Raw genomic sequence first — 23,020 nt, forward strand, 5'->3', positions numbered from 1 at the left:
TTGGGGGAGGGGGGGCGGGGGTTTTCACGACGCGCGTTGCTCCCGGGAGTGAAGGGGGTGATGGCGCTGTAATGGCACTTGCTGCGGGGGGTTCAGGGCATTGCCGATTCCCTCGCAAATTCCTTTTTCGGCAATTGTGCAACAGGCGCCAAGTCGCTAATCTGCGGCCTTTCCAACGCCCTTTGTTGCCGGGCACTCTTTCTGAATATTTGCAGCCGCGCCGAGGATCTGGCGCCAGGGTTTTCCCATGCATGGCAGGACGCATTACATGCGCGCTCTATCCTCCCTTCTGCTGACCTTGCTGCTGGCCGGGCCGGCATTCGCCGAGCCTTCTGCCGAGCTGCAGGAACCCCTGGCCGGCTGGCGTTATTCCGGCCTGCTGGACCGCACCGAGCAGGATCGCGTGGCCTATCCGACGCCGCCCATCGACCGCGGCATCCAGCGCAACCGCACCCTGATCGAAGGCCAGCTCAAGGCCATTGGCCATTTGCGCCAGCCCCACAGCCTGTCGGTCAACGGCAACCCGTTGAATCTCTATACCGACGAGCAGGGCCGTTTTTCCCGGCCCTATGCGTTCGGTGCCGGCTCCAACAGCGTCGAAGTGCGCAGCTCCGAGGGCAAGTCCCTCAAGCGCGTGCAGTTCTATGAAGCCAACCTGAACAAGACTCCACCGCGCATTCGCGTAGTGCTGGGCTGGGACGATCCCAAGGCCGAGCTGGACATGCACATCATTACCCCGGACGGTCAGCACGCCTTCTTCGGCCACCCCGGCCTGACCAATGGCGGCGGCCTGGACCCGGACGGCGTCGATGGCCCGGGCCCGGAAATGTTCACCATGACCGCACCGCTGCGGGGCACCTACCTGATCTACGTGAACTACTGGGGCAACTTCGGCAGCGGCGGATACAACTTCGACGAAGGCAGCAATCAGAACGAGGTGATCACCTCGCAGATCAACCTGATCCTTAACGAAAACACCGTCGATGAGAAACGCGAGACCTTTATCGTGCCCATGCGGGCCATCGGCGACCTGTTGCTGGTCAAGTCTTTCAACTATTGAACATCCCGCACCACGGATGAATTGGGCTTTGTGAATCATGAGCGAAAACACAGCATCCCCGGCAGCCGGCGTGCCCGGTACTGAACAACCCGCCAGCAAGCGGCGCTGGCCGGTCCTGGTCATGGGCCTGTGCCTGGTGGCGGCTGCAGTCACCGGCGTGGGCTGCAAGCCCAAGACTCCGGTGGCGGAGCTGGCCGGCGACAAGCTGGGCCTGAGCCGCCCCGATGGGCTGCTGGAAACCCATTCCCTGGCGCAGTTGCCCAAGGACCTGCTGGCGGTGCCTTTCCTCAAGGAAACCCTGACCGAGGATTTCGTCTTCTATTACCAGACCCACGCCGACCGCCTGGGCCTGATCGGTAGCCTGCGGCGGATCATCTACGAGCATGACCTGAAGCTGCAGGACAACCTGATCGAGCAGTTGTTCGACCAGCCGGCCGACGTGGCGCTGTGGCGCGGCGCCGACGGGCGTCTCAAGGACTTCCTGCTGGTGATGGACCGCGGCGGCCTGGCCAAGCTGCTGGAGCCCCTGGCCAAGGTGGCCCTGGATGACACCCAGTTGAGCAAGCTGGCGGACCTGAAGGTCGGTGGCGATGCGGTGACCCTGTACCAGTTGAATTACAACGCCAGCCGGTCCCTGGCATTCGCCTCCCACGGCGACAAGCTGGTGGTGCTGTCCAACCCCGCCAAGCTGTACGACCCCGCCACCGGCGCCGACGACGAGCATGGTGCGGTGTCCACCACCGCCCTGGAGGCCCTGCTCAACGGCGACAAACTGTTCCCCGAGGCCTTTGGCCTGGAAGCGCGCAAGCCTGAAGTGCAGCAGCGGCTGGCAGTCAATTCCAGCGTTTTGGCCATGGGTTACCAGCGCTTTATCCCCAACTTCGCCGGCCTGCGCTTCGACATGGACGACAAGGGCTGGCACAGCTACCTGGCCATGCAAGAGCAGGACAACCAGCCGGCGTTCGACTTCAAGCCGATCTGGCAGGCCATGCCCATGGGCGCCAGCGCCTGCGTAGCCTTGCCCCTGGCGGCGGAGCAGCAGAAGCCGTTGCTGGTCAAACTGGGCGCCGAAGAAGCGGTGGCCACCACCCTGACCGAGCACATGGCCGGGACCGCCGGCCTGTGCTGGTACGCCGACTCGCGGCTGTACACACCGCTGCTGGTGGCCAGCCTCAAGGACAAGGACAATGCCAAGCTCGATGCGGACCTGGGCAAGCTGTTCGGCTCCATGGTCGGCACCCGGGAAAGCAAGGTGGCGGAGCGCATCTTCCCGGTGGTCGAGCAGCAGAACGGCGACGTGCACCAGTGGCAGCGCCAGGTCAGTTCCAACTTCGGCCAGTACCCGGCCAAGGAAGCCAAGGACCCGCAAACCATCACCGGTCGCGCCTTCATGCAGGTCAGCCTGGCCCGCCATGGCTCGACCCTGGTCTTCTCCCTGGATGACAAGCTTGTGAGCAAGGCCCTGGGCACCCTGGACAAGCGCTTCCCGCCCCTGGCGGACGTGGTGCCCAAGGATGCACTGATGCCGGTGTACCTGGGCCCGCAGTCCCTGGCCCAGCTGATTCAGCAGGAAACCTTCGACAGCCTGCCCCAGGACATGGAGCCGGTGTTCAACAACGCCGCGCAAACCTACCTGGTGCCCAAGCTGCGTACCCTCGGCGGTTATGGCAAGTACGCCTTGACCCTGCCCGAAGGCAGCGAGCCCGACGGTCACTGGCAATGGCTGCCCCTGCAATGGCGTGCCCTGTGAGTGCACTGCGCAAAGGTCTGAGCAGCCTTGGCCTGTTGGCCTTGTTGCTGAGCAGCGCCGTGGGCGCGACCCAGGCTCCGCCCCTGGACGTGCAGCAGTCCCAGGTGTTCCGTGCCTGGTTCGTGCGCATCGCCCAGGAGCAGTTGAGCCAGGGCCCGAGCCCGCGCTGGTACCAGCAGGATTGCGCGGGCCTGGTGCGCTTTGCCGCCAACGAAGCGCTCAAGGTCCACGACAACAAATGGCTGCGGGCCAACGGCATGTCCAATCGCTACCTGCCGCCGGAGCTGCAACTGAGCGAAGGCCAGCGCGGCCTGGCCCAGCAGTGGCAGCAGGGCGGCGGCCAGACCGGGCCCTACGTCAATGCCATCAAGCTGATCCAGTTCAACAGCCATCTGGTGAGCCGTGACCTGGGGCAGGCGCGCCCCGGTGACCTGTTGTTCTTCGACCAGGGCGACGACCAGCACCTGATGATCTGGATGGGCCGCAACATCGCCTATCACACCGGCACCACCACTCCCACCGACAACGGCATGCGCTCGGCTAGCGTGCAGCAACTGATGACATGGAAGGACACTCGATGGATACCCGACTCAGCCAACCCCAACTTCATCGGCATCTATCGACTGAACTTCCTCACCCAATGAGCGAATCCCGTATGTCCCGTTTTCTGTTTCGCCTGACCCTGGCCTTGACCCTGCTCACCCCCGTGGCCCTGGTCAACGCCGAAGACTCGGTGCCGCCCAGCGACTATGCGGCGGTCTCCGGCGAGAGTTTCTTCCTCCTGGCCGACAGCAGTTTCGCCAGCGACGAACAGGCCATGGTGCGCCTCGAAGCCCCGGGCCGTGACTACCGGCGCTTTCGCATGGAGCCCTATGGCGGCGCGGACATCCGGGTGTACCGGATCGACCAGCCGCTGGACTTTCTCAAGCGCCAGAAGAACCTGCACCGGGTGGTCAGCGACGGCCAGTTCAAGGGCGAGGGCCTGTCCAACACCCTGGCCTACCTGTGGGACAACTGGTACCGCAAATCCCGCCGGGTGATGCAGCGCGCCTTCTCCTACGAGTCACGCAAGCAGGTCACCGAAGAGGTGCCGGAACTGAAGGTGGGCAACTCCATGCTGGCGCCGACGCCGTATGACGCCCAGCCGCAATTCGCCCTGATCCCGGGGCTGCCCCTGGTGACCCAGTTCCGTTATCCGCTGTGGCAGGCCAAGCCGATCCAGCCGCCGGCCGGGGTAAACCTGTCCGGTTCCTCCAGCCAGTTCATCAACGTCGCCCCGGGCAACGTCTACATCCCGCTGGGGCAGCTCAAGCCCGGCCTGTACCTGGTGGAGGCCCTGGTGGGCAAGTACCGCGCCACCACCATGGTCTTTGTTTCCAACACCGTGGCGGTGAGCAAGATCGCCGGCGACGAACTGCTGGTCTGGGCCGCGGGCAAGCATGAAGGCAACTCGGTGCCCAAGGTCAATGTGCTGTGGACCGACGGCCTCGGCGTGATGAACAGCGGCGCCACCGACGAACAGGGCCTGGTGCGCCTCAAGCACGTCAGCCCCGAGCGCTCCTACGTGATCGGCGAAGACCAGGAAGGCGGGGTGTTCGTCTCCGAGAACTTCTATTACGACAGCGAAATCTACGACACCAAACTGTATGCCTTCACCGACCGGCCGCTGTATCGCCCCGGGGACTGGGTATCGCTGAAGATCGTCGGTCGCGAGTTCAAGAACGCCCGGGACTCGGTACAGCCGGGTGCCGGCACGGTGAACGTCAGCGTGCTGGATGCCGCCGGCACCGCCCTGCAGAACATGACCCTGAACCTGGATTCCAAGTCCGGCGCCCAGGGCCGCTTCCAACTGCCGGAAAATGCCGTGGCCGGTGGTTATGAGCTGCGTTTTGGCTACAAGGGCCAGGTCTACAGCAGCGCCTTCCGCGTGGCCGAGTACATCAAGCCGCACTTTGAGGTTTCCCTGGCCCTGGCCAAGCCGGACTTCAAGACCGGCGAGCCGGTGAAGGGCAACCTGGTGCTGCTCTACCCCGACGGCAAACCGGTGGCCAACGCTCGCCTGCAACTGAGCCTGCGGGCCCAGCAGCTGTCCATGGTGGACAACGAACTGCAGTACATGGGCCAGTTCCCGGTGGAGTTGACCAGCGCCGAACTGACCACCGATTCCAAGGGCAGTGCGACCCTCGACCTGCCGGCGGCGGACAAGCCCAGCCGCTACATGCTCACCGTATTCGCCAGTGATGGCGCTGCGTATCGGGTCAAGACCACCAAGGAAATCCTCATCGAGCGTGGCGCGGCGAGCTTCAGCCTCAGCGCGCCGCAGCGTTTCAGCGCGGCCGGCGACAAGGTGCAGTTCAGCTACGCCAACCAGAACACCAGCGAGCAGAGCAAGAACGTCAAGCCGAGCCGCTACGGCTGGGTGCGCATGGAGGACCAGTCCACCGGCGAGGGCAAGCTGGCTGCCGCCGACAGCGGTTTCGCCCTGGCCTTCGAGCGCCCCGGTACCTACAACCTGACCCTGCGCGACGAGCACGATCGTGTACTGGGCGGCACCAGCCACTCGGTCACTGGCGAGGGCGTGAAAGCGGTGCCGGGCACCGTGGAAATCGTCCTCGACAAGCCCGAGTACAAGGCTGGTGACGAAGCCCTGGCGCTGATCACCTTCCCGGAGCCGATCAACGACGCCCTGCTGTCCCTGGAGCGGGACAAGGTCGAGGCCACGGCGCTGCTGTCCAAGGGCGGCGATTGGCTCAAGGTGGAAAAACTCAGCCCCACCCAATACCGCGCCCGGGTGCCGGTGAAGGACGGCTTTGCGCCGAACCTGACCTTTTCCGTGCTCTACACCAAGGGCGGCGAGTACAGCTTCCAGAACGCCGGGATCAAGGTGCTGACGCCGCAGATCGATGTGGCCATCCATACCGACAAGGACAAATACCAGCCGGGTGACATGGTCACCGTCGACCTGTCTACCCAGTTCGCCGGCAAGCCGGTGCCCGCACACCTGACGGTCAGCGTGGTGGACGAAATGGTCTACGCCCTGCAACCGGAAGTGGCGCCGAGCATCGACCAGTTCTTCTACCACCCGCGGCGCAACAATGTGCGCACCAGCGCCAGCCTGTCGTTCATCAGCTACGACGTGGCCCTGCCGGGCAGCCCCACCGCCCCGGGCAAGGCCAACCGCAGCGAACGCGGGGTCAAGGTACTGGAGCGTCCGCGGCGCGAAGACGTCGACACCGCTGCCTGGCAGCCTGAGCTGGTCACCGACGGTAGCGGCAAGGCGCGTTTCACCTTCCGCATGCCGGATTCCCTGACCCGCTGGCGCATCACTGCCCGGGCCATCGCCGATGATGGCCAAGTGGGGCAGAAAAAGCAGTTCGTGCGTTCCGACAAGGCCCTGTACCTGAAGTGGAGCGGTCCGACCCGCTTCCGCACGGGTGACAAGCCGGACCTGGGGGTATTCGCCTTCAGCCAGTCCGAACAACCCACCAAGGCCGAACTGGTGATCCATTACGCCGGTGAGTCCCAGCGCCTGCCGCTGACCCTCAACAGCGGGATCAACTATGTGGCGCTGCCGGCCATTGCCCCGGGCAATGGCGAGTGGAGCGCCGAGCTGGTGCAGGGCGGCAAGACCGTGGATGCCCTGGCGGTGCGCCTGGTGAGCAGTGCGGCCGGCTGGCAGAGCGTGCAGACCCAGAGCCTGGACGTGGTCACCATCAGCACGCCGCTGGGCCTGCCGGCCGATGCTGCGGACATTCGCCTGCGCCTGGACGACAGCCCGCAAGCGCTGTTCCGTTCGGCCCTGGATGACCTGCTGGAATACCCGTATGGCGGCGTCGAACAGACCGCCAGCCAGTTGCTGCCGCTGAGCGTTGCCTACCCGGCGCTGGCCAGCAATCCGCAGATCCGCGACCGGCTGCGGCTGATGATGCAGAACAGCCGTCTGCGCCTGGTGCACATGGCCGGGCCGGAAGCGGCATTCACCTGGTGGGGCGAAGATGCCGAGCCGGATGCCTTCCTCACCGCCTACGCCTATTACGCCGACTGGAATGCGAGCAAGGTGCTGGACCTGAACCTGCCGCCGGAGCACTGGCAGCGGGTGCTGGAGGTCTACGCCAAGCAGGCTGGCAATACGCCGTTGCTGCAACGGGCGCTAATCCTGTCGTTCGCCCGTGAAATGAAACTGCCGATCAACACCCTGGTCAGCGGCCTGATGGACGACCTGGCCAAGGCCGGTAGCGGCCCGGCAGCCAGCATGCAGGACAACGGCAGCGACAGCCTGGTGATGGACGATCCGGATTCGGCCCTCGGCCTGGCCAGCGCCCGGGTGCTGGCCGCGGCCCTGGCGCGGGATGCCAAGGTCACGCCACCCGCGGCGTTCGTCGCCCAACTGGAAGCGGCGCAGCAGCAATTGGATATCAGCTCCCAGCCGTTCACCCAGGCCCTGAGCCTGTCGCTCAAACCGTTCGACCAAGGCGCGGCGCGTGCCTTGCTGCAACGCCTGCTGCCGTCGCAATCGACCCTGGAACGGGCCCTGGCCCTGACCTGGTTGCAGCGCAGCATCGCCCAGTCGACCCCGGCGGTGGCCTTGAACCCGGGGCAGGGCTGGCAACAGCGCCAGGGCGCCAGCGGTGAAAGCTACTGGCAGTGGCAAGGGGCGCAGGTGCCGACGGTACTGGCCCTGGGCTCTGTGCCGGAACGTCCGCTGCGGGCGTCGGTGAGCTACCTGAGCAAGCTGGACATGGGCACGCCGTCGCCGGTGAACATCACCCGCCGCCTGTTGCGCCTGGTGCCGGGGGACGAAGCCTTCACCTTCAAGCTGGAACCGGTGGGCAACAAGCCGATCGCCAGTGACGGCCTGTACCTGGACGAAGTGATCATCGCCAACGAAGGCAACCGGCCGCTGCTGTACGGCATGCTGGAAGTGCCGCTGCCGCCGGGCGCCGATGTCGAGCGCACCACCTGGGGCATCAAGCTGGCCGGCCCGGCCGGTACGGAGGCGGCGTCCCTGGAGAAGGCTCGCTCCGAACCGGGGCAGATGAGCTACGCGGTGCCGCTGGATGCGTTGAACGACGGCAGCGAAGTGCGCCTGCGCCATCTGGTTCGCTTCTCCCAGAAAGGCCAGTTCAATCTGCCGCCGGCACGTTTCTACCAGGTGTACGCACCGGAGCATCAGGCTCAGGAACGCACCCCGGCCCTGGGTCAGGTCACGGTCAAATAACATGGTGCGGTGCTGGGCCTGGCTATGTCTGTGTTTGCTTCCTGGGTGGGTGACGGCCCAGGACGAGCCCCTGCGCCTGGCCTGGAAAAACGCCCCGGACAGTGAGTTGGTGAGCCTGAGCAAGACCCAGGTTCTGTCTCGCGAGCCGTTGCCCAAGGATCTGCAAGCGCCCCTGGGCAGTGTCTGGAAACTCTTTGTCTACGCCTGGCTGGTGGACACCGGCGCCCAGGAGCCGGCCTATGCCTGCCAGGGCAAGTCCAAGGAAGAGGTCTACTGCTGTGCGGTGGGTGCCAGCATCGCCCGTGATCAGGCGCTGGTACGTTCCTGCGGTTTGTATTTCGAGCCCCAGCGCTTGCAACTGTCCGCCGCTGACTGGCGCCATTACTGGCGGGCCCGCAACGCTCCCGACTGGTTGCAGGACCTCAACCAGCTGCAGCCCCAGACCCGGGTCCCGGTGGCGGAGCTGCTGCAGGTGCTGGCGCTGTTGCCGGCCCGGGACACGGCCCGGCGCGTGCTGCTGGATGTGGTGCTCAATGCCGCCGACGGCGCAGTAGTGGGCGCCTTGGGCGGGCGCTTGCGGGTCAAGACCTGGAGCTGGCTGGCGGATCAGGACCCGCAGTCGCGCCAGGGTGGTTTTGCCGGCTGGCTGGTGGATGGCACACCGCTGTGGGTGGGCGGGCGTGGCACCAGCCAACGGGTGTTGAAGGACTACGCCCAGGCCCTGAACCAGGAACTGCCGGACAACCCGCCTGTGGATAAAGGCCGCTGTGTGGAGGTCAGCCTGTTTTCCCGCTACCCGCTCAAAAGCGTCAGCCAGGGCGGCCAGCCGGCTAAACCGGGTGCCTTGCAAGGGGATTACCGGGTGGAGTTTGCCAACGGTAACCAGCTGGATATCCACAGCGCCGGCGAGCTGTTCCTGCAGCAAGACCCTGCGGCCCAGCGACTGGTGGCGCGCCTGGACCGTGAGGAATATGTCGCTCGGGTACTGCAGCGCGAAGCCACCAGTGAGCCAGTGGAGGCCGCCAAGGCGCTGGCCGTGGCCATCCGTACCTACCTGTTGCAGAACGCCGGGCGCAGCGGCGAATGCCTGAGCATCGACGACAGCAGCAACCGCCAGCGGGTCGCGCCGCGCCCGGCCACTGCCCAGGCCCGGGCCATTGCCGCCTGGACCAGCGACCTGGTGCTGGCCGGCACTCAAGTCACCTATCACTCGGACCTGAAGGCGCCGGACAAACTGTCCTGGCAACAGGCCGTGGAGCAGGCCCGGTCCGGGCAACGCTACGACGCCATCCTGCTGCACGCCTATCCCCGGGCCAGCCTCAGCCGCTGGGACAACCCCGTGGCCTCCTGCGAACCCTTGCCGGCGGCCCAGGAGTGGCTGCTGCAGCAGCGCCGGCGCTGGCGCCAACCGCTGGAGCAAGAGATCGGCTACAACGAAATCAGCCAGTTCGCCGTGTGCCGCCTGAGTTTCGGCCGGCCCTACGTCGACCGTGAACGGCAACGCATCTATGTGCGGGGCGTGCTCTCGCTGCAAGACCGCCTCGACCTGACTCACGAATACCTGCACCTGGCCTTTGAAGCTCATCCCAACGGCCAGGATGAAACCTACATCGAAGGGCTCGCCCGTCATCTTTTATTGGAATAGGCCATGAAACTTCCTGCTCCCCCGGTCCTCCTGTTCCTTTGTGGAATGTTCAGCCTGCCCATGGCCCTGGCCGACAGCGGCATCCAGCTCGACACCCCCAAGGGCGGCTGGCGCACTCGAGCCATGGATGGTGAACAGTACATTCAGGAGGTCAACTACCCGGCCTCCTCGGTGAATACCCCCCAGGGCCAGGCCGATACCGCGCGTATTCGCGGGCAGATCAAGGGTGCGCCCAAGGCGAACAAAGAGCCCGGCAAGCTGATCGTCAATGGCGTCAGCATGCCGCTCAAGTTCGATGAGCAAGGCAGCTTCGACCGGCCGTACGCCTTCCCCAACGGCAGCAACAGCGTCGAAGTGCGCAGCCCGGATGGCCAGCAGCGCCAGCGCGTGCAGTTTCTCAACACCGGCGGTGGGGTGACCCCGCCCAAGTTGCGCGTGCTGCTGTCCTGGGACAGCGACAACACCGACCTCGACCTGCACCTGGTAACCCCGGACGGCGCGCACATCTGGTACGGCGACCGCGTGGCTCCCAACGGCGCGACCCTGGATGTGGACGTGACCACGGGCTACGGCCCGGAGATCTTCTCCATGCCGGCGCCGCTCAAGGGCCAGTACCTGGTCTATGTGAACTACTACGGTGGCGGTTATCGCAGTGACGACGATGAAGACGGCGGCCAGGAAAATGCCGTGCAGCCCCTGACCACCGCCCAGGTCACAGTGATTACCGAGGAAGGCACGCCGGATGAAAAGAGCGAGACCTTTGTGGTGCCGATGCGCGCTCCCGGGGAACTGACCCTGGTGCGCAGTTTCAGTTATCCATGACCGGGCTCAACGGATGCGCTTTCCCGGCCATCCGTTCATTGCCCTGAGACAATACGGGCCCCCGGTGTTTGCCTTGCAATGAATCACCATTCATTGGCAGGGAAATGCAGAACATGGGTGCTTTTCAATCGTGGTTGAAGTGCTGTGTAGTGGCCGGAAGCTGTGCCTCCAGCCTGGTGTTGGCCGCGGGCGCCGACGGTTTGCAGCGGGTCAAGGTGGACCTGGTGGCGCCGCCCCAGGTGCATGCTCATGAGCAGGCTGTCAGCGGGCCGCCGAAGGTCGTGCAGTTCCGCATGAACGTGGAAGAGAAAAAGATGGTGGTGGACGATCAGGGCACCACCCTGCAGGCCATGACCTTCAACGGCTCCATGCCGGGGCCGACCCTGGTGGTGCACGAGGGTGACTACGTCGAGCTGACCCTGAGCAATCCGGCCAGCAACAGCATGCCCCACAACATCGACTTCCATGCGGCCACCGGTGCCCTGGGCGGTGCGGCCCTGACCCAGGTGCTGCCGGGGCAGGAAGTAGTGCTGCGTTTCAAGGCTGACCGCAGCGGGACCTTCGTCTATCACTGCGCGCCGCCGGGCATGGTGCCCTGGCACGTGGTTTCGGGCATGAGCGGGACCTTGATGGTGCTGCCGCGCGAAGGCTTGCAGGACCCTGCCGGCAAGCCCTTGCACTATGACCGGGCCTACACCATCGGCGAGTTCGACCTGTACATCCCCAAGGACAAGGACGGGCATTACAAGAGCTACCCGGACCTGGCCTCCAGCTACCAGGACACCCGTGAAGTGATGCGTACCCTGACCCCGAGCCACGTGGTGTTCAACGGCCGTGTCGGCGCCTTGACCGGAGCCAACGGCCTGACCGCCAAGGTCGGCGAAAGCGTGCTGTTCATCCACTCCCAGGCCAACCGCGACAGCCGTCCGCACCTGATCGGCGGCCATGGCGACTGGGTCTGGACCACCGGCAAGTTCGCCAACGCCCCGCAACGCAACCTGGAGACCTGGTTCATCCCCGGCGGTTCCGCCCTGGCGGCGCTCTACACCTTCAAGCAGCCGGGCACCTACGTGTACCTCAACCACAACCTGATCGAGGCCATGGAGTTGGGGGCCCTGGCTCAGGTCAAGGTCGAGGGGCAGTGGGACGATGACCTGATGACCCAGGTAAAGGCCCCCGGGCCCATGACTCCGGCCAAGTGATAGCAGCCGGGGCTCAAGCCCCGGCACCTGGCATCAGAGGTTCAGGGCGAACTTCAGGTAGCCCGGATACACCTGGCGCCAGTCGTCCTGGAAGGTATGGCCTTGCTCATGCTCATGGCTCTGGACCTGGTTTCCGGGTTCCAGGGCCTGTTGCGTGGCGGCGGTGAGCTTCTGGTTGCTCTCGTGCTCCTTGGCGCCATGGACGATGACGATGCGCTTGTCCCGGGCCTTGGTTTCGCCGAAGGGAATCCGGTAGCCGCCGGGTGACAGCAGCAGCGCGCCGCTGTAATGCTGCGGGTACTCGGCGATCAGGTGCGAGGCGTGCTCGGCACCTTGGGAGAAACCCATCAGGACGATGCGCGAGCGATCGATACGGGTCTGCTTTTCCAGTTTCTTCAGCGTTGCGCTGACCGCTTCTTCGGTCGGTGCTACCGAATGCTGCTGCCACATGAATTGGTGCTCGTCGCGCTTGAGAGTGCCGTTGATGCCCACCAGCACGGCTTTTTCCCCCACAAGGTCCGTGCGCATGTCGATGCCGTCGCTGCCTTCGGTACCGAACCCCGACAGCCAGACCACTACCGGCCAGCCCTCGCTCGGGGCCTTGCCCTGGGGAATGCTGAAGGCCGCAAGGCCCGCATCCCTGGCCTTGGCCGGGTAGTTCTTCTCGGCGGCCTGCAGCAGCTTCTTGTAGGCCGGGTCCTGCTGCAACGACTCCAGTTCGTCGTCTTCCTTGAGCAGCACCAGCTGCCAGAAGCCACGCTCGCGGGCCTGGTCGAGGTATTCGGCGGCGCGCTTGTTCTTGTCCATGGCCGCCAGGCTGCCGGCGGCCTGGTAGGAGGCGTAGGCATTCTTCGGATCGAGGCGGGCAGCGGTCAGGTAATAGGCGAGGGCGCCGGCGTAGTTGTCGTGCTGGCTCTTCTCATTGTCCCCGGCCTCGATGAAATCCGCTGGCGTGGCTTCGTCCAGGTACAGGTTGGCCATGCCGGCCAGGCCTTGCCAGCGCCCCTTGGCGACGTCCTGTTGCGCATCGGCATGGGCCCAGGAACTGCTGAGGCTGAGAACGCTGAACAGCGAGAGAAATGACAGGGGCAGGCGTACTGCGGCCGGCAACGACATGACTGAGAGTCCTTTTTCAGTGAAGGAGGTCCCGGGCCGTTGCCCGAAACGGCGCGCAGCTTAGCATGGCGGATCGCCCGGATGGACGACCCGCGCTGTGGCCGGAGTCAGCGCCGAAGCGGTAGGTCAATCGCTCTGGTCGGCGGTGGAAATCACTTCATCGATCTTCCAGCAGCCCTTGTCCTTGATCATCCGCACATCGACGATCTGGGTGGTGTCCGGGGTGTAGCCCAACGTCACTTGCTCCTTGGCGCTGGAGCCCTGGACTTGTGGTTCGCTGACCTTGATCTGGGTCAGCCACTCATCCATGTAGTCCTGGGCCTTGAGGAAGTAGTCCTCTTCCAGGCCGTCGGGGCTGGCCATCTGTTTCTTGATCTTGGTGATCAGCGAGTCGGAGACGTACTTCTTCATTTCCGCCACGTTGTCGGTCAACGGATCCTTGTCTTCGCTGAAGGTTTGCAGGTACCAGCTATAAAACGCCTGGGTTGCGGGCTTTGGCGAACTGGCGCAGTCGGCCAGGGCGACCGACTGATGCATCGCGACCGCTGCCAGAAGCGAGCAGAACAGCATTCTCATGGAGGACCCCTTACGGATGGCGATAGATTTTGTAGGCAGGTTTCTGCACCCGGTAGGAATGCCCCGGGTAGAAACCGTGCAGTTGCTTGAAGTCTGACACCCAGAGTGTGCCGTTGAACATCGCCATGTGACCGTGGGGGTGCCCGGGAATGGGCTGGATGATCACCACATCGCCCGCTGCGGGCGTCTGGCCGGCCGGTTGTTCGATGAAACCGGCAGAAGTCAATGATGAGCCGAAGTCCTTGGCCGAGTGCTTCCTGTGCAGAATCACCCCACCGCCACCGGCTTCGATCGCCTGGCGAGTATAGGCCGCACAGCGCCCCGTACTACCGGCGTGAGCGTGAGCGTTCAAGTGACTGATAGCGGCTTCTTTATTCCACATTCCTTGTCATCCGAGAGTCCTGGAGAGCGGCGAGTTTATTCTTGCCCAAGGGCTCCGGAAATACTGGCTAAGTGCCTTATTTGCCGCCTTTGGGGGGCGTATCACAGTTATCCCGCTGATTGGCAAAACCACGCAGGAGCCAGGCGGCCTGGCCGTTCAGTCCGGCTGCAACTCCAGGGCGCTGCGCGATACCCTGTGCACTCGGTTGCGCCCCTGGTGCTTGGCGTCATACAGGGCTTCGTCGGCCAGGGACAACAGGCGCGGCAGGTCGTAGCCCCGGGTTTCACTGCTGACCACACCGATGCTGACGCTGAGCAGCCCGGGTTCCAGCAGAGGCAAGCGGGCAAAAGCCTGGCGAACCCGCTCGGCTACCGTTACTGCGGCCTGCTCATCGGTCGCGGCCAGGAGGCAGGCGAACTCTTCACCGCCAATGCGGGCAAATACGTCTTTTGTACCCAGGGTTTCTGCAAGCACCTGGCTGAATGCGACCAGCACCACGCCCACCGCCGCCAGCAGCATCATGCCGCCCAGATAAGCCAGTGGCCGCTCACGGGTTTCCCGTAGCCAGGCGTGGAAGGTCAGCAGGCTCATCAGAAAGAAAATGAACACCGAGACTACGAGCAGGGTGGGGATGCGCAGGGCCATGTCCGGAATTCTCGTTAACGTCGCGCTCAAGGGGCAGGAGTCGAAGCCGGCCGTTGCAGAGCGGGCGAATTGCCATCAATGGGCGGGATTGTAGCGAGAACGTGAGGGTCTTGGTGTGGGGGCCAAGGAGGGAAGGGCCTAGCGGAACCTCCCGCAAAGCGCGTTGCCCTGGTAACCGTGCGCGATTGGCCCGAGGAACATGAATGGGCCACAGGCGTAGAAGTCCGAACTGACTTTCTGGTTCACATACAGCAACGCAGCTTCGGCGCCGTTTATATCGTTGCCGTACGAGGTGGCGCTGTAGGACTCGCAAACCGGCAGTTTCAGCGGGATTGGCAGGATCACGAGCAAAACGGTGGTGCCGCACCACTGGCGTTCGGCGGGGCTCTTCTGCGTGCGGGTGATGACCGGGGTCATGGAGTGGCCCACCAGCGTTTGGTGAGCGTCGGTCTTGGTGACTTGCCTTTCGGGCATATCCATCCAGGCACCCACGCACCCGCAAAGGCCAAGGGCTGTCAGCGCCGCCAGCAATGCACCGTTGATGGCTCGCCGCAGGGGCTGAAAATTCACCGCAGGGGATCTTGTGGGAGCTGCAAAGCTGCGTAGGTCGTGCATCCTGCACCTGCTGTAGGAGTGGCCGGTCCTTCCCGTGCCCGGGTTCCAGGCATTAAAAAGCCGGCTTGTGGCCGGCTTCTCGGGGACTGGCTTGGTTCATTTTTGGTAAACCGCACCAGCCTTCAAAACGTACACCCAGCTCTTGCGGCTGGCTGTGGGACTGGGCGAGAAAGTCATCCGCTTCGTCAGGCGCTCTGACCGCTTGAAGGGTCGATGCGCAAATGTGGGGCGCAGCATACGCATATTCGCCGGGAATTCCCAGTGCGAAGCGCGTTCCAGAGGCCTTGAAGCAGTAAAAAGTGCGAAGAATATGTTGCTGGATGCGTGGTCGGCCGAGAAAGCGGTTCACCGGCAAGCCGGCGCCAGCAGGCAACCGGTGCTGCGTGCAGGCATAAAAAAGCCCCGGATGACCGGGGCTCTTTCTTGAAGCTTGTTGCTCCAAGCGCGCAGTTGCTTCTTAGCCTTTGTAGGCCGCAACCGACTTCAGGATCTCGGCGCGGGCTGCATCGGCATTGCCCCAACCGTCGATCTTCACCCACTTGCCTTTTTCGAGATCTTTGTAGTTCTCGAAGAAGTGCTTGATCTGTTCCAGCAGCAGGGCTGGCAGGTCGGTGTATTCCTTCACGTCGACATACAGCTGGGACAGCTTGTCGTGTGGTACCGCGATCACTTTGGCATCGCCGCCGCCGTCGTCGGTCATGTTCAGGATGCCCACTGGACGGGCACGGATCACCGAGCCTGGCGCTACTGGGTAAGGGGTCACGACCAGTACGTCGAGGGGGTCGCCGTCGTCAGCCAGGGTGTTGGGGATGAAGCCGTAGTTGGCCGGGTAGAACATCGGGGTGGCCATGAAGCGGTCAACGAACAGGCAGTCGCTGTCTTTGTCGATTTCGTACTTGATCGGCGCGTGGTTGGCCGGGATTTCGATAGCGACGTAGATGTCGTTCGGCAGGTCTTTGCCCGCCGGAATCTTGCTGTAGCTCATTGGGCGTTGCCCCCGTTAGTTGACCAAATGACTTGGCCGGATTGACCAAAAAGTGGCGGCGATTATAGACACACTCCGCTACCGATGCCACGTGCCAAGGGTCGTAGAACCTTGGTTGTACTGTGTCGCGGGCGTGTTCGGGTTTGCCGAGCGACCGGCGGCCTGGTTGTCAGGTAACCGGTCTTCAGATGAACAGCTTAAATAGCGCGACAGGACATTAGTGGTGCGTTTGATAGACCGGATCTTCTGCTTGAAGTTGCTGTAACCGGGCCAGTGGATTCTGCCGATAAAACAGCTGTAGTTGTGCATAGACTTTCGGATAAGCCGCCACTAGCAAGTCCGGGGCGCTGAAGAAGTATTCGCTGGTGACGGCGAAGAATTCCGCCGGGTTTTCCGCGGCGTAGGGGTCGATGGCGGTTTCTGCGTCCGGATTGCGGTCCAACTGGTGGTTGAGGTCGTCGTAGGCGCTTTGCATCACTTGCGCCCACTCGCTGACCCGCATGTCGCTGTGCAGCGGCGGCAGGCCGTTGGCGTCGCCGTTGAGCATGTCCAGCTTGTGGGCCAGTTCGTGGATCACCAGGTTGTAGGCTTCCCAGCCACCGCTGGCCAGGACTCCGGGCCAGGCGAGGATGACCGGCCCCTGCTGCCAGGCTTCGCCACTGTGCTCGCCATCCCATTCGTGCTCGATACCGCTGGCGTCGCGATGGCGTTGCGGGCTGAGGAAGTCGTCGGGGTAAAGGATGATTTCGTGGAAGCCCTGATACCAGTTCAGGTCCCCCAGGTGCAGCAGCGGCAGCTGTGCCTGGGCCGCCAGTAGCAGGCGCTGTTCCTGGTGCAGCTCGACCCCGGGCAGGGCGGTGAGGTGCTTGTCGTCGAGAAACAGCACGCTGGCCTCGCGCAGCCACTGGTCCTCGGCGGCACTGATGCCGTCGAGGAAGGGCAGGTGCTGGCGTACCCGCTGCCAGGTTTCATCGCTGACCGGGTGCCTGGCCAGCCGGCGCTTGCGGCGCCAGGCGCTGAGAGACCACATGGTGCTTAGCGGGTTTCGGCTTTTTCGGTACTGCGGCCAAAACGGCTGCGCAGTACGCCAATGATCATCGGCACCAGGGACAGGAGGATGATGGCCACCACCAGCAGCGAGAGGTTTTTCTTGATGAAGGGCACGTTGCCGAAGAAGTAGCCCAGGGTCACCAGGCCGCCGACCCAGAGGATGGTGCCGGCCACGCTGAAAGCGAAGAACCGTGGGTAAGGCATGCGCGCCACGCCGGCGACGAAGGGCGCGAAGGTGCGGATGATCGGCAGGAAGCGCGCCAGGGTCACGGTCTTGCCGCCGTGCTTTTCATAGAAATCGTGGGTTTTCTGCAGGTAGTCGCGGCGGAAGATCTTCGAGTTGGGGTTGCTGAACAGCCTTTCCCCTGCCGTTCGTCCAATCACATAGTTGGTGCTGTCGCCAAGGATCGCCGCCAGCATCAGCAGGCCGCCCAGCAGCACCGGGTCCATGCCGCCGCCTGCGGCCACCGCGCCGGCGATGAACAGCAAGGAGTCGCCGGGCAGGAAGGGGGTTACCACCAGGCCCGTCTCACAGAAAATCACCAGGAACAGGATGGCGTAGATCCAGGGCCCGTAGTTGGTCACCAGCATGTCGAGATAAACGTCGAGATGAAGGATTAGGTCGATCGGGTTGAAATCCATTGGGGCACCTGTGATGACAGCCTGGCTCGGCAGGCCTGTGCGATGACTCGGAGAAAGGGACTACAGGGGTGTGTAGCTTTTCTTACGATCCGAAAAGGTCGGCATTATAAGGGCTGACAAGTGAAATGCGTGTTCAGATTGTAGCGGGGCGTTTCGGCTTGGCCGGTGCTTGGTAGGTTGCCGGGAGGGCGCGGGTCAGGGGCGGAAATACCAAAGCGGCCCTGGGGCCGCTGTCTGCAGAGTCAGTCGTCGCTGAGGGGCAGGACGTAGTTCTTGAACTCGGTATCTTCGCGAAAACCTATGGACTCGTAGGTTTTGCGTGCCACTTCGTTGTTGCTGCTGGTGGACACCCGCAGGCGCACGGCGTTGGTTTCCTTGGCCATCTTCTTCGCGGTGCGCATCAGGTTGTCCGCCACCAGCTGGCGCCGGGCGTCTTCGGCAACGTAGATATCGTTGAGAATCCACACACGCTTGAGGGAGAGGGAGGAAAAGCTCGGGTACAGCTGGCAGAAGCCCAGCAATTTGTTGCTGTCGTCGTCGGCCAGGGCCAGGTAGATCACCGATTCCTTGCGCCGCAGGCGTTTTTCCAGGAAGGCCCTGGACGAATCCGGGTAGGGCAGTGCGCCATAGAATTCGCGGTATTTGACGAATAAGGGGGTCAACAGATCCAGGTGCTCGAGGGTTGCTTGAGTAATCCGCATGGTGGCTCTCAACTTCAAGTGGATGTGACGGCACAGGTTGGATGACTCGGGCAGCCGTGTTGCGATGCTGCCCAAAGCGGCGAAAAAGCGCAATCGTCTTGCAAAATCACGCTTGGGGCGGGCCCAGGAGGAAGTTGCCCTTCATATCTGCCGGCTCGTCGCTGTCCAGGGTCTGCACTTGCGCCTCGTCTTTGAGGTTCACCCCCGACAGTTGGCGGCGGCAGGCTTCACGCATCAGGTAGAGCAGGCGGTGAGCGGCCATGCCGTAGCTCAGGCCCTCCAGGCGCACATTGGAGATGCAGTTGCGATAGGCGTCGGTGAGGCCGATTTTCGGCTGGTAGGTGAAATACAGCCCCAGGCTGTCGGGGGAACTGAGCCCCGGGCGTTCGCCGATCAGGATCACCGTCATCTTCGCCCCCAGCAGTTGCCCGACCTCGTCGGCCACCGCCACCCGGCCCTGTTCCACCAGCACCACGGGCGACAGCGACCAGCCTTCGGCGGCGGTCTGTTCCTCCATGCGTGCCAGAAATGGCAGGGTATGGCGATGCACCGCCAGGGCCGACAGGCCATCGGCTACCACCACTGCCAGATCGAACCCGCCGGGATGGGCGCTGGCATAGTCGCGCAGGGCCTGGGCCGAGTCTTCACTGAGCCGGCGTCCCAGGTCGGGGCGTTGCAGGTAGCTGTGGCGGTCGGTGGCGGCGCTGTGCAGCAGCAGGCTGTCACGGCCGCGCTCGGCCAATTGGGCACTCAGGCCGGCGTGGTCGAAGGGCAGGTGCACGGCGTCCCGGGCCTGGGCGTGGGCGTATTGGAAGTCCAGTTGAGCATCGGTGGGCAGGCTGGTGCCGGTACGGCCCAGGGCAATGCGTGCCGGAGTCAGGCGGCGCAGTTCCAGCCAGGGGTTCTGCGAATCGGTCGGGTGTTTTTGCATGAGCCTGTTCCTTATCCCAACTGGGCCAGCGCCTGGCGGAAAGCCGGCGGCAGGTTGTTGCCGAAATGCACCTTGCCGTCGGCCTGGGTGAAGATGCCGGTCCTGGCCAGCCATTGCTCGAATTCGGGAGCGGGTTTCAGGCCAAGGGTCTGCCGGGCATAGAGCGCGTCGTGGAAGGACGTGGTCTGGTAGTTGAGCATGATGTCGTCGGACCCGGGGATGCCCATGATGAAGTTGATTCCTGCCACGCCCAGCAGGGTCAGCAGGTTGTCCATGTCGTCCTGATCGGCTTCGGCGTGGTTGGTGTAGCAGATGTCACAGCCCATGGGCACGCCCAGCAGCTTGCCGCAGAAGTGGTCTTCCAGGCCGGCACGGATGATCTGCTTGCCGTTGTACAGGTACTCGGGGCCGATGAAGCCGACCACGGTATTGACCAGGAACGGCTTGAAGTGCCGGGCCACGGCGTAGGCGCGGGTTTCGCAGGTCTGCTGGTCGATGCCGAAGTGGGCGTTGGCCGACAGGGCGCTGCCCTGGCCGGTCTCGAAGTACATCAGGTTCTGCCCCAGGGTGCCGCGGTTCAGGCTCAGGCCCGCCTCGTAGCCTTCCTGGAGCACGTTGAGGTTGATGCCGAAGCTGGCATTGGCCGCTTCGGTGCCGGCAATCGATTGAAAGACCAGGTCCAGGGGCACGCCGCGATTGATCGCCTCGATGGAGGTGGTGACGTGGGTCAGCACACAGGCCTGGGTGGGGATCTCGTAGCGCTGGATGATGGCGTCGAGCATTTCCAGCATGGCGCAGATCGAGGCGATGCTGTCGGTGGCCGGGTTGATGCCGATCATTGCGTCGCCGTTGCCGTACAGCAGGCCGTCGAGAATGCTTGCGGCGATGCCCGCCGGCTCGTCGGTGGGGTGGTTGGGCTGCAGGCGGGTGGACAGGCGTCCACGCAGCCCCAGGGTACCGCGAAACTTGGTCACCACGCGGATCTTCTGCGCCACCAGGATCAGGTCCTGCACGCGCATGATCTTCGACACCGCGGCGGCCATTTCCGGGGTCAGGCCCGGCGCCAGGGCCCGCAGGCTCTGTTCGTCGGCGGCGTCGCTGAGCAGCCAGTCGCGAAAGCTGCCCACGGTCAGGTGGCTGACCGTGGCGAAGGCCTCGCGGTCATGGGTGTCGATGATCAGCCGGGTGACTTCGTCGGACTCATAGGGAATCAGCACCTCTTCGAGAAAGTGCTTGAGGGGGATATCCGCCAGGGTCATCTGGGCGGCAACCCGCTCGCCGTCGTTGAGGGCGGCAACCCCGGCCAGAAAGTCGCCGGAACGGGCCGGGCTGGCCTTGGCCATGACGTCCTTGAGGCTGTCGAAGCGATAGGTCTGAGAACCTACGCTGTGGGAAAATTGGGCCATCTCAGTCTCCGTTTCAACGATGTAGGGGCGTTGCCGAGTGCTGGCGGATCATCAGGATGCCACCTTCTTCAGCAGGTTTTCCAGACGGTTGCCGGCAGCCCGGTGATGGAGGATGGCAAAGGCCTTTTCCGCCACCAGGCTGCCGCCTTCCAGCGGCGGCAGGCCACCGCTGTAGATGTTCGAGATCACGGTGTATTCATAGCGAATGTCGGCATTGCCGCTGAACTGGGCGGCGGCGCGGCGCGCCTGCTCGTCCGGCAGGCGGTAGCCCAGGTAGGCGGACATGCTCCGTGAGGCCAGGGCATCGCCGCCGGGCCGCTCGCCGATCAGCACGATGATCAGCTGGGGTTGCAGGGCCTCGCCCACCGACTCCGCCAGCTTGACCCGGCCATAGGGCGCGAGGATCGGCTGGCCGATGCGCAGCTCGCGGCTGTGCAAGCCGTCCAGCAGCACCGGCAGCAGCTCGGGAATGTTGTGGTGGATGGCCTCGGCACTGAGGCCGTCGGAAATCACGATCTGCACGTCGTTGTATTCCGGTTTAAGGCGCCGCAGCACTTCCTCGGTCAGCCGCGCGCCCAGCTCCGGGTCTTGCAGATGGGCCAGCTTGTCCGGGGCAGCGGTGCGCAACTCACGCAGGGGAATGGCGCCGATTTCGGTGGGGCGCAAGTCGACGTAGATTGCCTCGCGGGCCACTGCCAGGTTGGCGCGCACAGTACGCGACACGCTGTTGGCCGGGCGCGGCCCGGCGTTGTCGAAGCCGTAGGTGGCCGGGGTGGATTCCAGCAGGCGCTGGAAGTCGATGTCCGACTGGCAGAAAATCCTCGGGTTGCCCCAGTTCGGCCCGCGTTCCACGTTGCCGTGGGCGTCTTCCTGGAAAATCCCCTTGCCCAGGGCCCAGCGCAGGTATTCCGGGGCTGGTGCCAGGTCGTGCACCTCGCGCAGGGTCTGGTTGTCGTGGGCGCTGGTGTCGAAGTAGGCGAGCATGCGGTCGGTGCTCAGGTACACGTCCATGAAGAAGTTGGCCCCGGCCGCGGTCAGCAACTCGGTGGCCATCTGCTGGCCTTCCAGGGTCACTTGCGAGTGCAGGGTGTAGCAGGGGGCCATGCCCATGGGCAGGCCCAGCAACTTGCCCATGAACTGGTCCTGCAGGCAGGAGTAGGTCATCTCGAAGTTGTCGAGGTGGGTTTCCGGGCCGATGAAGCCGGTGACGTTGTTCACCATGTACGGCCGGTAGCGCCGGGCAAGCCCGTAGCACAGGGCTTCGCAGGTGGTCATGTCGATGCCTTCGTGCTTGCCGTAGGTCAGCTCGCTGCCCTGGCCAGTCTCGAAGTACATGAAGTTTTCCGCCACGTCCCGCAGCGGGCCGCGCTCGGCCATGGTCTGCCAGGCCTGGTCCAGCAGTTGCACGGTAACGTCGAACTCGTCGGTCAGGGTACGTTCGGTGCCCGCCAGGCTCTGGAACATGATCTCTACTGGAGCGCCCTGGTCGAGGCAGGCCAGTTGGGTCTTGATATGGGACAGCACGCAGATTTGGGTGGGTGCTCCGGTTTCCCGGCGCAGCTTGTCCAGGTGGTGGAGCGTGGCGCTGATGTTGTCCACGGTGTCGATGGCCGGGTTGAGGCCGATCAGTGCATCCCCCGAGCCCATGCTCAGGCCGGTGTAGACCAGCAGGGTGATGCCGCTGAGGTTGTCGGTGGGATGGTTGGGCTGCAGGCGCGACGACAGGGTCCCGGGCAGGCCCACCAGGGTTCGGGCCTTGGCGGCCGCGCCACTCTTGAGCTTTTTCGACAGCAGGATCAGTTCATGCACATCCAGCAGCTTGGCCAGGGCGGCCACCATTACCCCGGTCAGGGCGCGGCCGATGCGGCGTATTTCGGTGCCGTGGCTGCGCAGCAGGCGATCTTTCAGGGCGCCCAGGGTAAGAGGGGCGATTTCCCCGAACACTTCGTGGTCGATGTCGTAGTTGACCTGCATGACACTGTCGATATGGCCGTGGCGGTCGGTCAGCGGGTGCTGGAAATAGTGATCCAGGGTCAGTTCCGAGAGCACCTTGCGCGCTGCTTCGCGAGTGATTTCATCCACGGCGGCCAGCCCCGCCACACGGTCCCCGGCCTTGCTGATGTCGGCGGCGCCGAGCACCGCCTTGAGGCTTTCGAAGGCGATCTGGCGATCCAGCACCCGGGTGCTGTAGCCACGTTCGGCCGGGACGACGGGAAGGCGGATGTGCTGCAGTTCGGTGAGTGACATGGCAAGACTCTCCTTGGCCGGCATCGG

General features: G+C 64.0%; 20 protein-coding genes. 7 read left to right on the forward strand and 13 right to left on the reverse strand.

Features of this window, described 5'->3' with window-relative positions; genetic code table 11:
* Positions 1-268 precede the first annotated feature (268 nt).
* The 7 genes from ACUXVH_RS23795 (at position 269) to nirK (ending at position 11,697) form a co-directional block, all read left to right on the forward strand.
* Positions 269-1,060, forward strand: coding sequence for a YfaP family protein (locus tag ACUXVH_RS23795; protein ID WP_065363610.1), 792 nt, complete (start codon positions 269-271; stop codon positions 1,058-1,060).
* A 37-nt stretch (positions 1,061-1,097) separates the two neighbouring features.
* Positions 1,098-2,810, forward strand: coding sequence for a DUF2138 domain-containing protein (locus ACUXVH_RS23800; RefSeq protein WP_015637192.1), 1,713 nt, complete (start codon positions 1,098-1,100; stop codon positions 2,808-2,810).
* Positions 2,795-3,454, forward strand: a complete 660-nt coding sequence (locus tag ACUXVH_RS23805; protein WP_015637191.1) for a DUF1175 domain-containing protein — start codon at positions 2,795-2,797, stop codon at positions 3,452-3,454. The genes ACUXVH_RS23800 and ACUXVH_RS23805 overlap by 16 nt, the downstream gene beginning before the upstream one ends.
* On the forward strand, positions 3,451-8,028 hold the full coding sequence (locus ACUXVH_RS23810) for an alpha-2-macroglobulin family protein (RefSeq protein ID WP_019092775.1): 4,578 nt from the start codon (positions 3,451-3,453) through the stop codon (positions 8,026-8,028). The genes ACUXVH_RS23805 and ACUXVH_RS23810 overlap by 4 nt, the downstream gene beginning before the upstream one ends.
* A gap of 1 nt (position 8,029) precedes the next feature.
* Positions 8,030-9,673, forward strand: a complete 1,644-nt coding sequence (locus ACUXVH_RS23815) for a DUF2300 domain-containing protein (RefSeq protein WP_065363611.1) — start codon at positions 8,030-8,032, stop codon at positions 9,671-9,673.
* Between the two features lie 3 nt (positions 9,674-9,676).
* On the forward strand, positions 9,677-10,495 hold the full coding sequence (locus ACUXVH_RS23820) for a YfaP family protein (protein WP_011063718.1): 819 nt from the start codon (positions 9,677-9,679) through the stop codon (positions 10,493-10,495).
* A gap of 113 nt (positions 10,496-10,608) precedes the next feature.
* A complete protein-coding gene (gene nirK / locus ACUXVH_RS23825) occupies positions 10,609-11,697 on the forward strand; it encodes a copper-containing nitrite reductase (RefSeq protein ID WP_065364702.1) in 1,089 nt (362 codons plus the stop codon).
* A 33-nt stretch (positions 11,698-11,730) separates the two neighbouring features.
* Here the strand turns inward: nirK and ACUXVH_RS23830 are convergent, their stop codons facing one another.
* From ACUXVH_RS23830 to ACUXVH_RS23890, 13 genes are all read right to left on the reverse strand, one after another.
* Complete coding sequence (locus ACUXVH_RS23830; RefSeq protein WP_065363612.1) at positions 11,731-12,813, reverse strand: dienelactone hydrolase family protein; 1,083 nt, start codon at positions 12,811-12,813, stop codon at positions 11,731-11,733.
* 126 nt (positions 12,814-12,939) lie between these two features.
* Positions 12,940-13,389: a DUF3828 domain-containing protein gene (locus ACUXVH_RS23835; RefSeq protein ID WP_445496074.1), complete on the reverse strand. Its 450-nt coding sequence runs from the start codon at positions 13,387-13,389 to the stop codon at positions 12,940-12,942.
* Between the two features lie 10 nt (positions 13,390-13,399).
* Positions 13,400-13,771, reverse strand: a complete 372-nt coding sequence (locus tag ACUXVH_RS23840) for a hypothetical protein (RefSeq protein WP_011063715.1) — start codon at positions 13,769-13,771, stop codon at positions 13,400-13,402.
* 156 nt (positions 13,772-13,927) lie between these two features.
* A complete protein-coding gene (locus ACUXVH_RS23845; RefSeq protein ID WP_073698979.1) occupies positions 13,928-14,416 on the reverse strand; it encodes a GGDEF domain-containing protein in 489 nt (162 codons plus the stop codon).
* A 138-nt stretch (positions 14,417-14,554) separates the two neighbouring features.
* Positions 14,555-15,031, reverse strand: a complete 477-nt coding sequence (locus ACUXVH_RS23850) for a hypothetical protein (RefSeq protein WP_015637184.1) — start codon at positions 15,029-15,031, stop codon at positions 14,555-14,557.
* 52 nt (positions 15,032-15,083) lie between these two features.
* The gene (locus ACUXVH_RS23855) at positions 15,084-15,473 is read right to left on the reverse strand and encodes a hypothetical protein (RefSeq protein WP_077934844.1); all 390 of its coding nucleotides are present in this window, start codon (positions 15,471-15,473) and stop codon (positions 15,084-15,086) included.
* A gap of 15 nt (positions 15,474-15,488) precedes the next feature.
* Complete coding sequence (gene ppa / locus ACUXVH_RS23860) at positions 15,489-16,016, reverse strand: inorganic diphosphatase (protein WP_011063696.1); 528 nt, start codon at positions 16,014-16,016, stop codon at positions 15,489-15,491.
* Between the two features lie 217 nt (positions 16,017-16,233).
* On the reverse strand, positions 16,234-17,046 hold the full coding sequence (locus ACUXVH_RS23865; protein ID WP_015637182.1) for a M90 family metallopeptidase: 813 nt from the start codon (positions 17,044-17,046) through the stop codon (positions 16,234-16,236).
* Positions 17,047-17,051: 5 nt separating this feature from the next.
* Positions 17,052-17,708 (reverse strand): DedA family protein, encoded by a 657-nt coding sequence (locus ACUXVH_RS23870; protein WP_011063694.1) that lies wholly within the window; start codon positions 17,706-17,708, stop codon positions 17,052-17,054.
* A 242-nt stretch (positions 17,709-17,950) separates the two neighbouring features.
* The gene (locus tag ACUXVH_RS23875; RefSeq protein WP_065363613.1) at positions 17,951-18,409 is read right to left on the reverse strand and encodes a GNAT family N-acetyltransferase; all 459 of its coding nucleotides are present in this window, start codon (positions 18,407-18,409) and stop codon (positions 17,951-17,953) included.
* A gap of 106 nt (positions 18,410-18,515) precedes the next feature.
* Positions 18,516-19,340, reverse strand: a complete 825-nt coding sequence (gene eutC / locus ACUXVH_RS23880; protein WP_015637181.1) for an ethanolamine ammonia-lyase subunit EutC — start codon at positions 19,338-19,340, stop codon at positions 18,516-18,518.
* An 11-nt stretch (positions 19,341-19,351) separates the two neighbouring features.
* Positions 19,352-20,746 carry an ethanolamine ammonia-lyase subunit EutB gene (locus ACUXVH_RS23885; protein ID WP_065363614.1) on the reverse strand — a complete coding sequence of 465 codons (1,395 nt, stop codon included), beginning with the start codon at positions 20,744-20,746 and terminating at the stop codon, positions 19,352-19,354.
* Between the two features lie 51 nt (positions 20,747-20,797).
* On the reverse strand, positions 20,798-22,993 hold the full coding sequence (locus ACUXVH_RS23890) for an ethanolamine ammonia-lyase (RefSeq protein WP_065363615.1): 2,196 nt from the start codon (positions 22,991-22,993) through the stop codon (positions 20,798-20,800).
* Positions 22,994-23,020: the final 27 nt, after the last annotated feature.

It is taken from the genome of Pseudomonas sp. 8(2025), from assembly GCF_052665325.1.

Excerpts from the sequence above, each read along its gene's own strand:
- ACUXVH_RS23795 (WP_065363610.1), top strand. The coding sequence starts at position 269 with ATGCGCGCTCTATCCTCCCTTCTGCTGACCTTGCTGCTGGCCGGGCCG.
- ACUXVH_RS23800 (WP_015637192.1), top strand. The coding sequence starts at position 1,098 with ATGAGCGAAAACACAGCATCCCCGGCAGCCGGCGTGCCCGGTACTGAA.
- ACUXVH_RS23805 (WP_015637191.1), top strand. The coding sequence starts at position 2,795 with ATGGCGTGCCCTGTGAGTGCACTGCGCAAAGGTCTGAGCAGCCTTGGC.
- ACUXVH_RS23810 (WP_019092775.1), top strand. The coding sequence starts at position 3,451 with ATGAGCGAATCCCGTATGTCCCGTTTTCTGTTTCGCCTGACCCTGGCC.
- ACUXVH_RS23815 (WP_065363611.1), top strand. The coding sequence starts at position 8,030 with ATGGTGCGGTGCTGGGCCTGGCTATGTCTGTGTTTGCTTCCTGGGTGG.
- ACUXVH_RS23820 (WP_011063718.1), top strand. The coding sequence starts at position 9,677 with ATGAAACTTCCTGCTCCCCCGGTCCTCCTGTTCCTTTGTGGAATGTTC.
- nirK (WP_065364702.1), top strand. The coding sequence starts at position 10,609 with ATGGGTGCTTTTCAATCGTGGTTGAAGTGCTGTGTAGTGGCCGGAAGC.
- ACUXVH_RS23830 (WP_065363612.1), bottom strand. The coding sequence starts at position 12,813 with ATGTCGTTGCCGGCCGCAGTACGCCTGCCCCTGTCATTTCTCTCGCTG.
- ACUXVH_RS23835 (WP_445496074.1), bottom strand. The coding sequence starts at position 13,389 with ATGAGAATGCTGTTCTGCTCGCTTCTGGCAGCGGTCGCGATGCATCAG.
- ACUXVH_RS23840 (WP_011063715.1), bottom strand. The coding sequence starts at position 13,771 with ATGTGGAATAAAGAAGCCGCTATCAGTCACTTGAACGCTCACGCTCAC.
- ACUXVH_RS23845 (WP_073698979.1), bottom strand. The coding sequence starts at position 14,416 with ATGGCCCTGCGCATCCCCACCCTGCTCGTAGTCTCGGTGTTCATTTTC.
- ACUXVH_RS23850 (WP_015637184.1), bottom strand. The coding sequence starts at position 15,031 with ATGCACGACCTACGCAGCTTTGCAGCTCCCACAAGATCCCCTGCGGTG.
- ppa (WP_011063696.1), bottom strand. The coding sequence starts at position 16,016 with ATGAGCTACAGCAAGATTCCGGCGGGCAAAGACCTGCCGAACGACATC.
- ACUXVH_RS23865 (WP_015637182.1), bottom strand. The coding sequence starts at position 17,046 with ATGTGGTCTCTCAGCGCCTGGCGCCGCAAGCGCCGGCTGGCCAGGCAC.
- ACUXVH_RS23870 (WP_011063694.1), bottom strand. The coding sequence starts at position 17,708 with ATGGATTTCAACCCGATCGACCTAATCCTTCATCTCGACGTTTATCTC.
- ACUXVH_RS23875 (WP_065363613.1), bottom strand. The coding sequence starts at position 18,409 with ATGCGGATTACTCAAGCAACCCTCGAGCACCTGGATCTGTTGACCCCC.
- eutC (WP_015637181.1), bottom strand. The coding sequence starts at position 19,340 with ATGCAAAAACACCCGACCGATTCGCAGAACCCCTGGCTGGAACTGCGC.
- ACUXVH_RS23885 (WP_065363614.1), bottom strand. The coding sequence starts at position 20,746 with ATGGCCCAATTTTCCCACAGCGTAGGTTCTCAGACCTATCGCTTCGAC.
- ACUXVH_RS23890 (WP_065363615.1), bottom strand. The coding sequence starts at position 22,993 with ATGTCACTCACCGAACTGCAGCACATCCGCCTTCCCGTCGTCCCGGCC.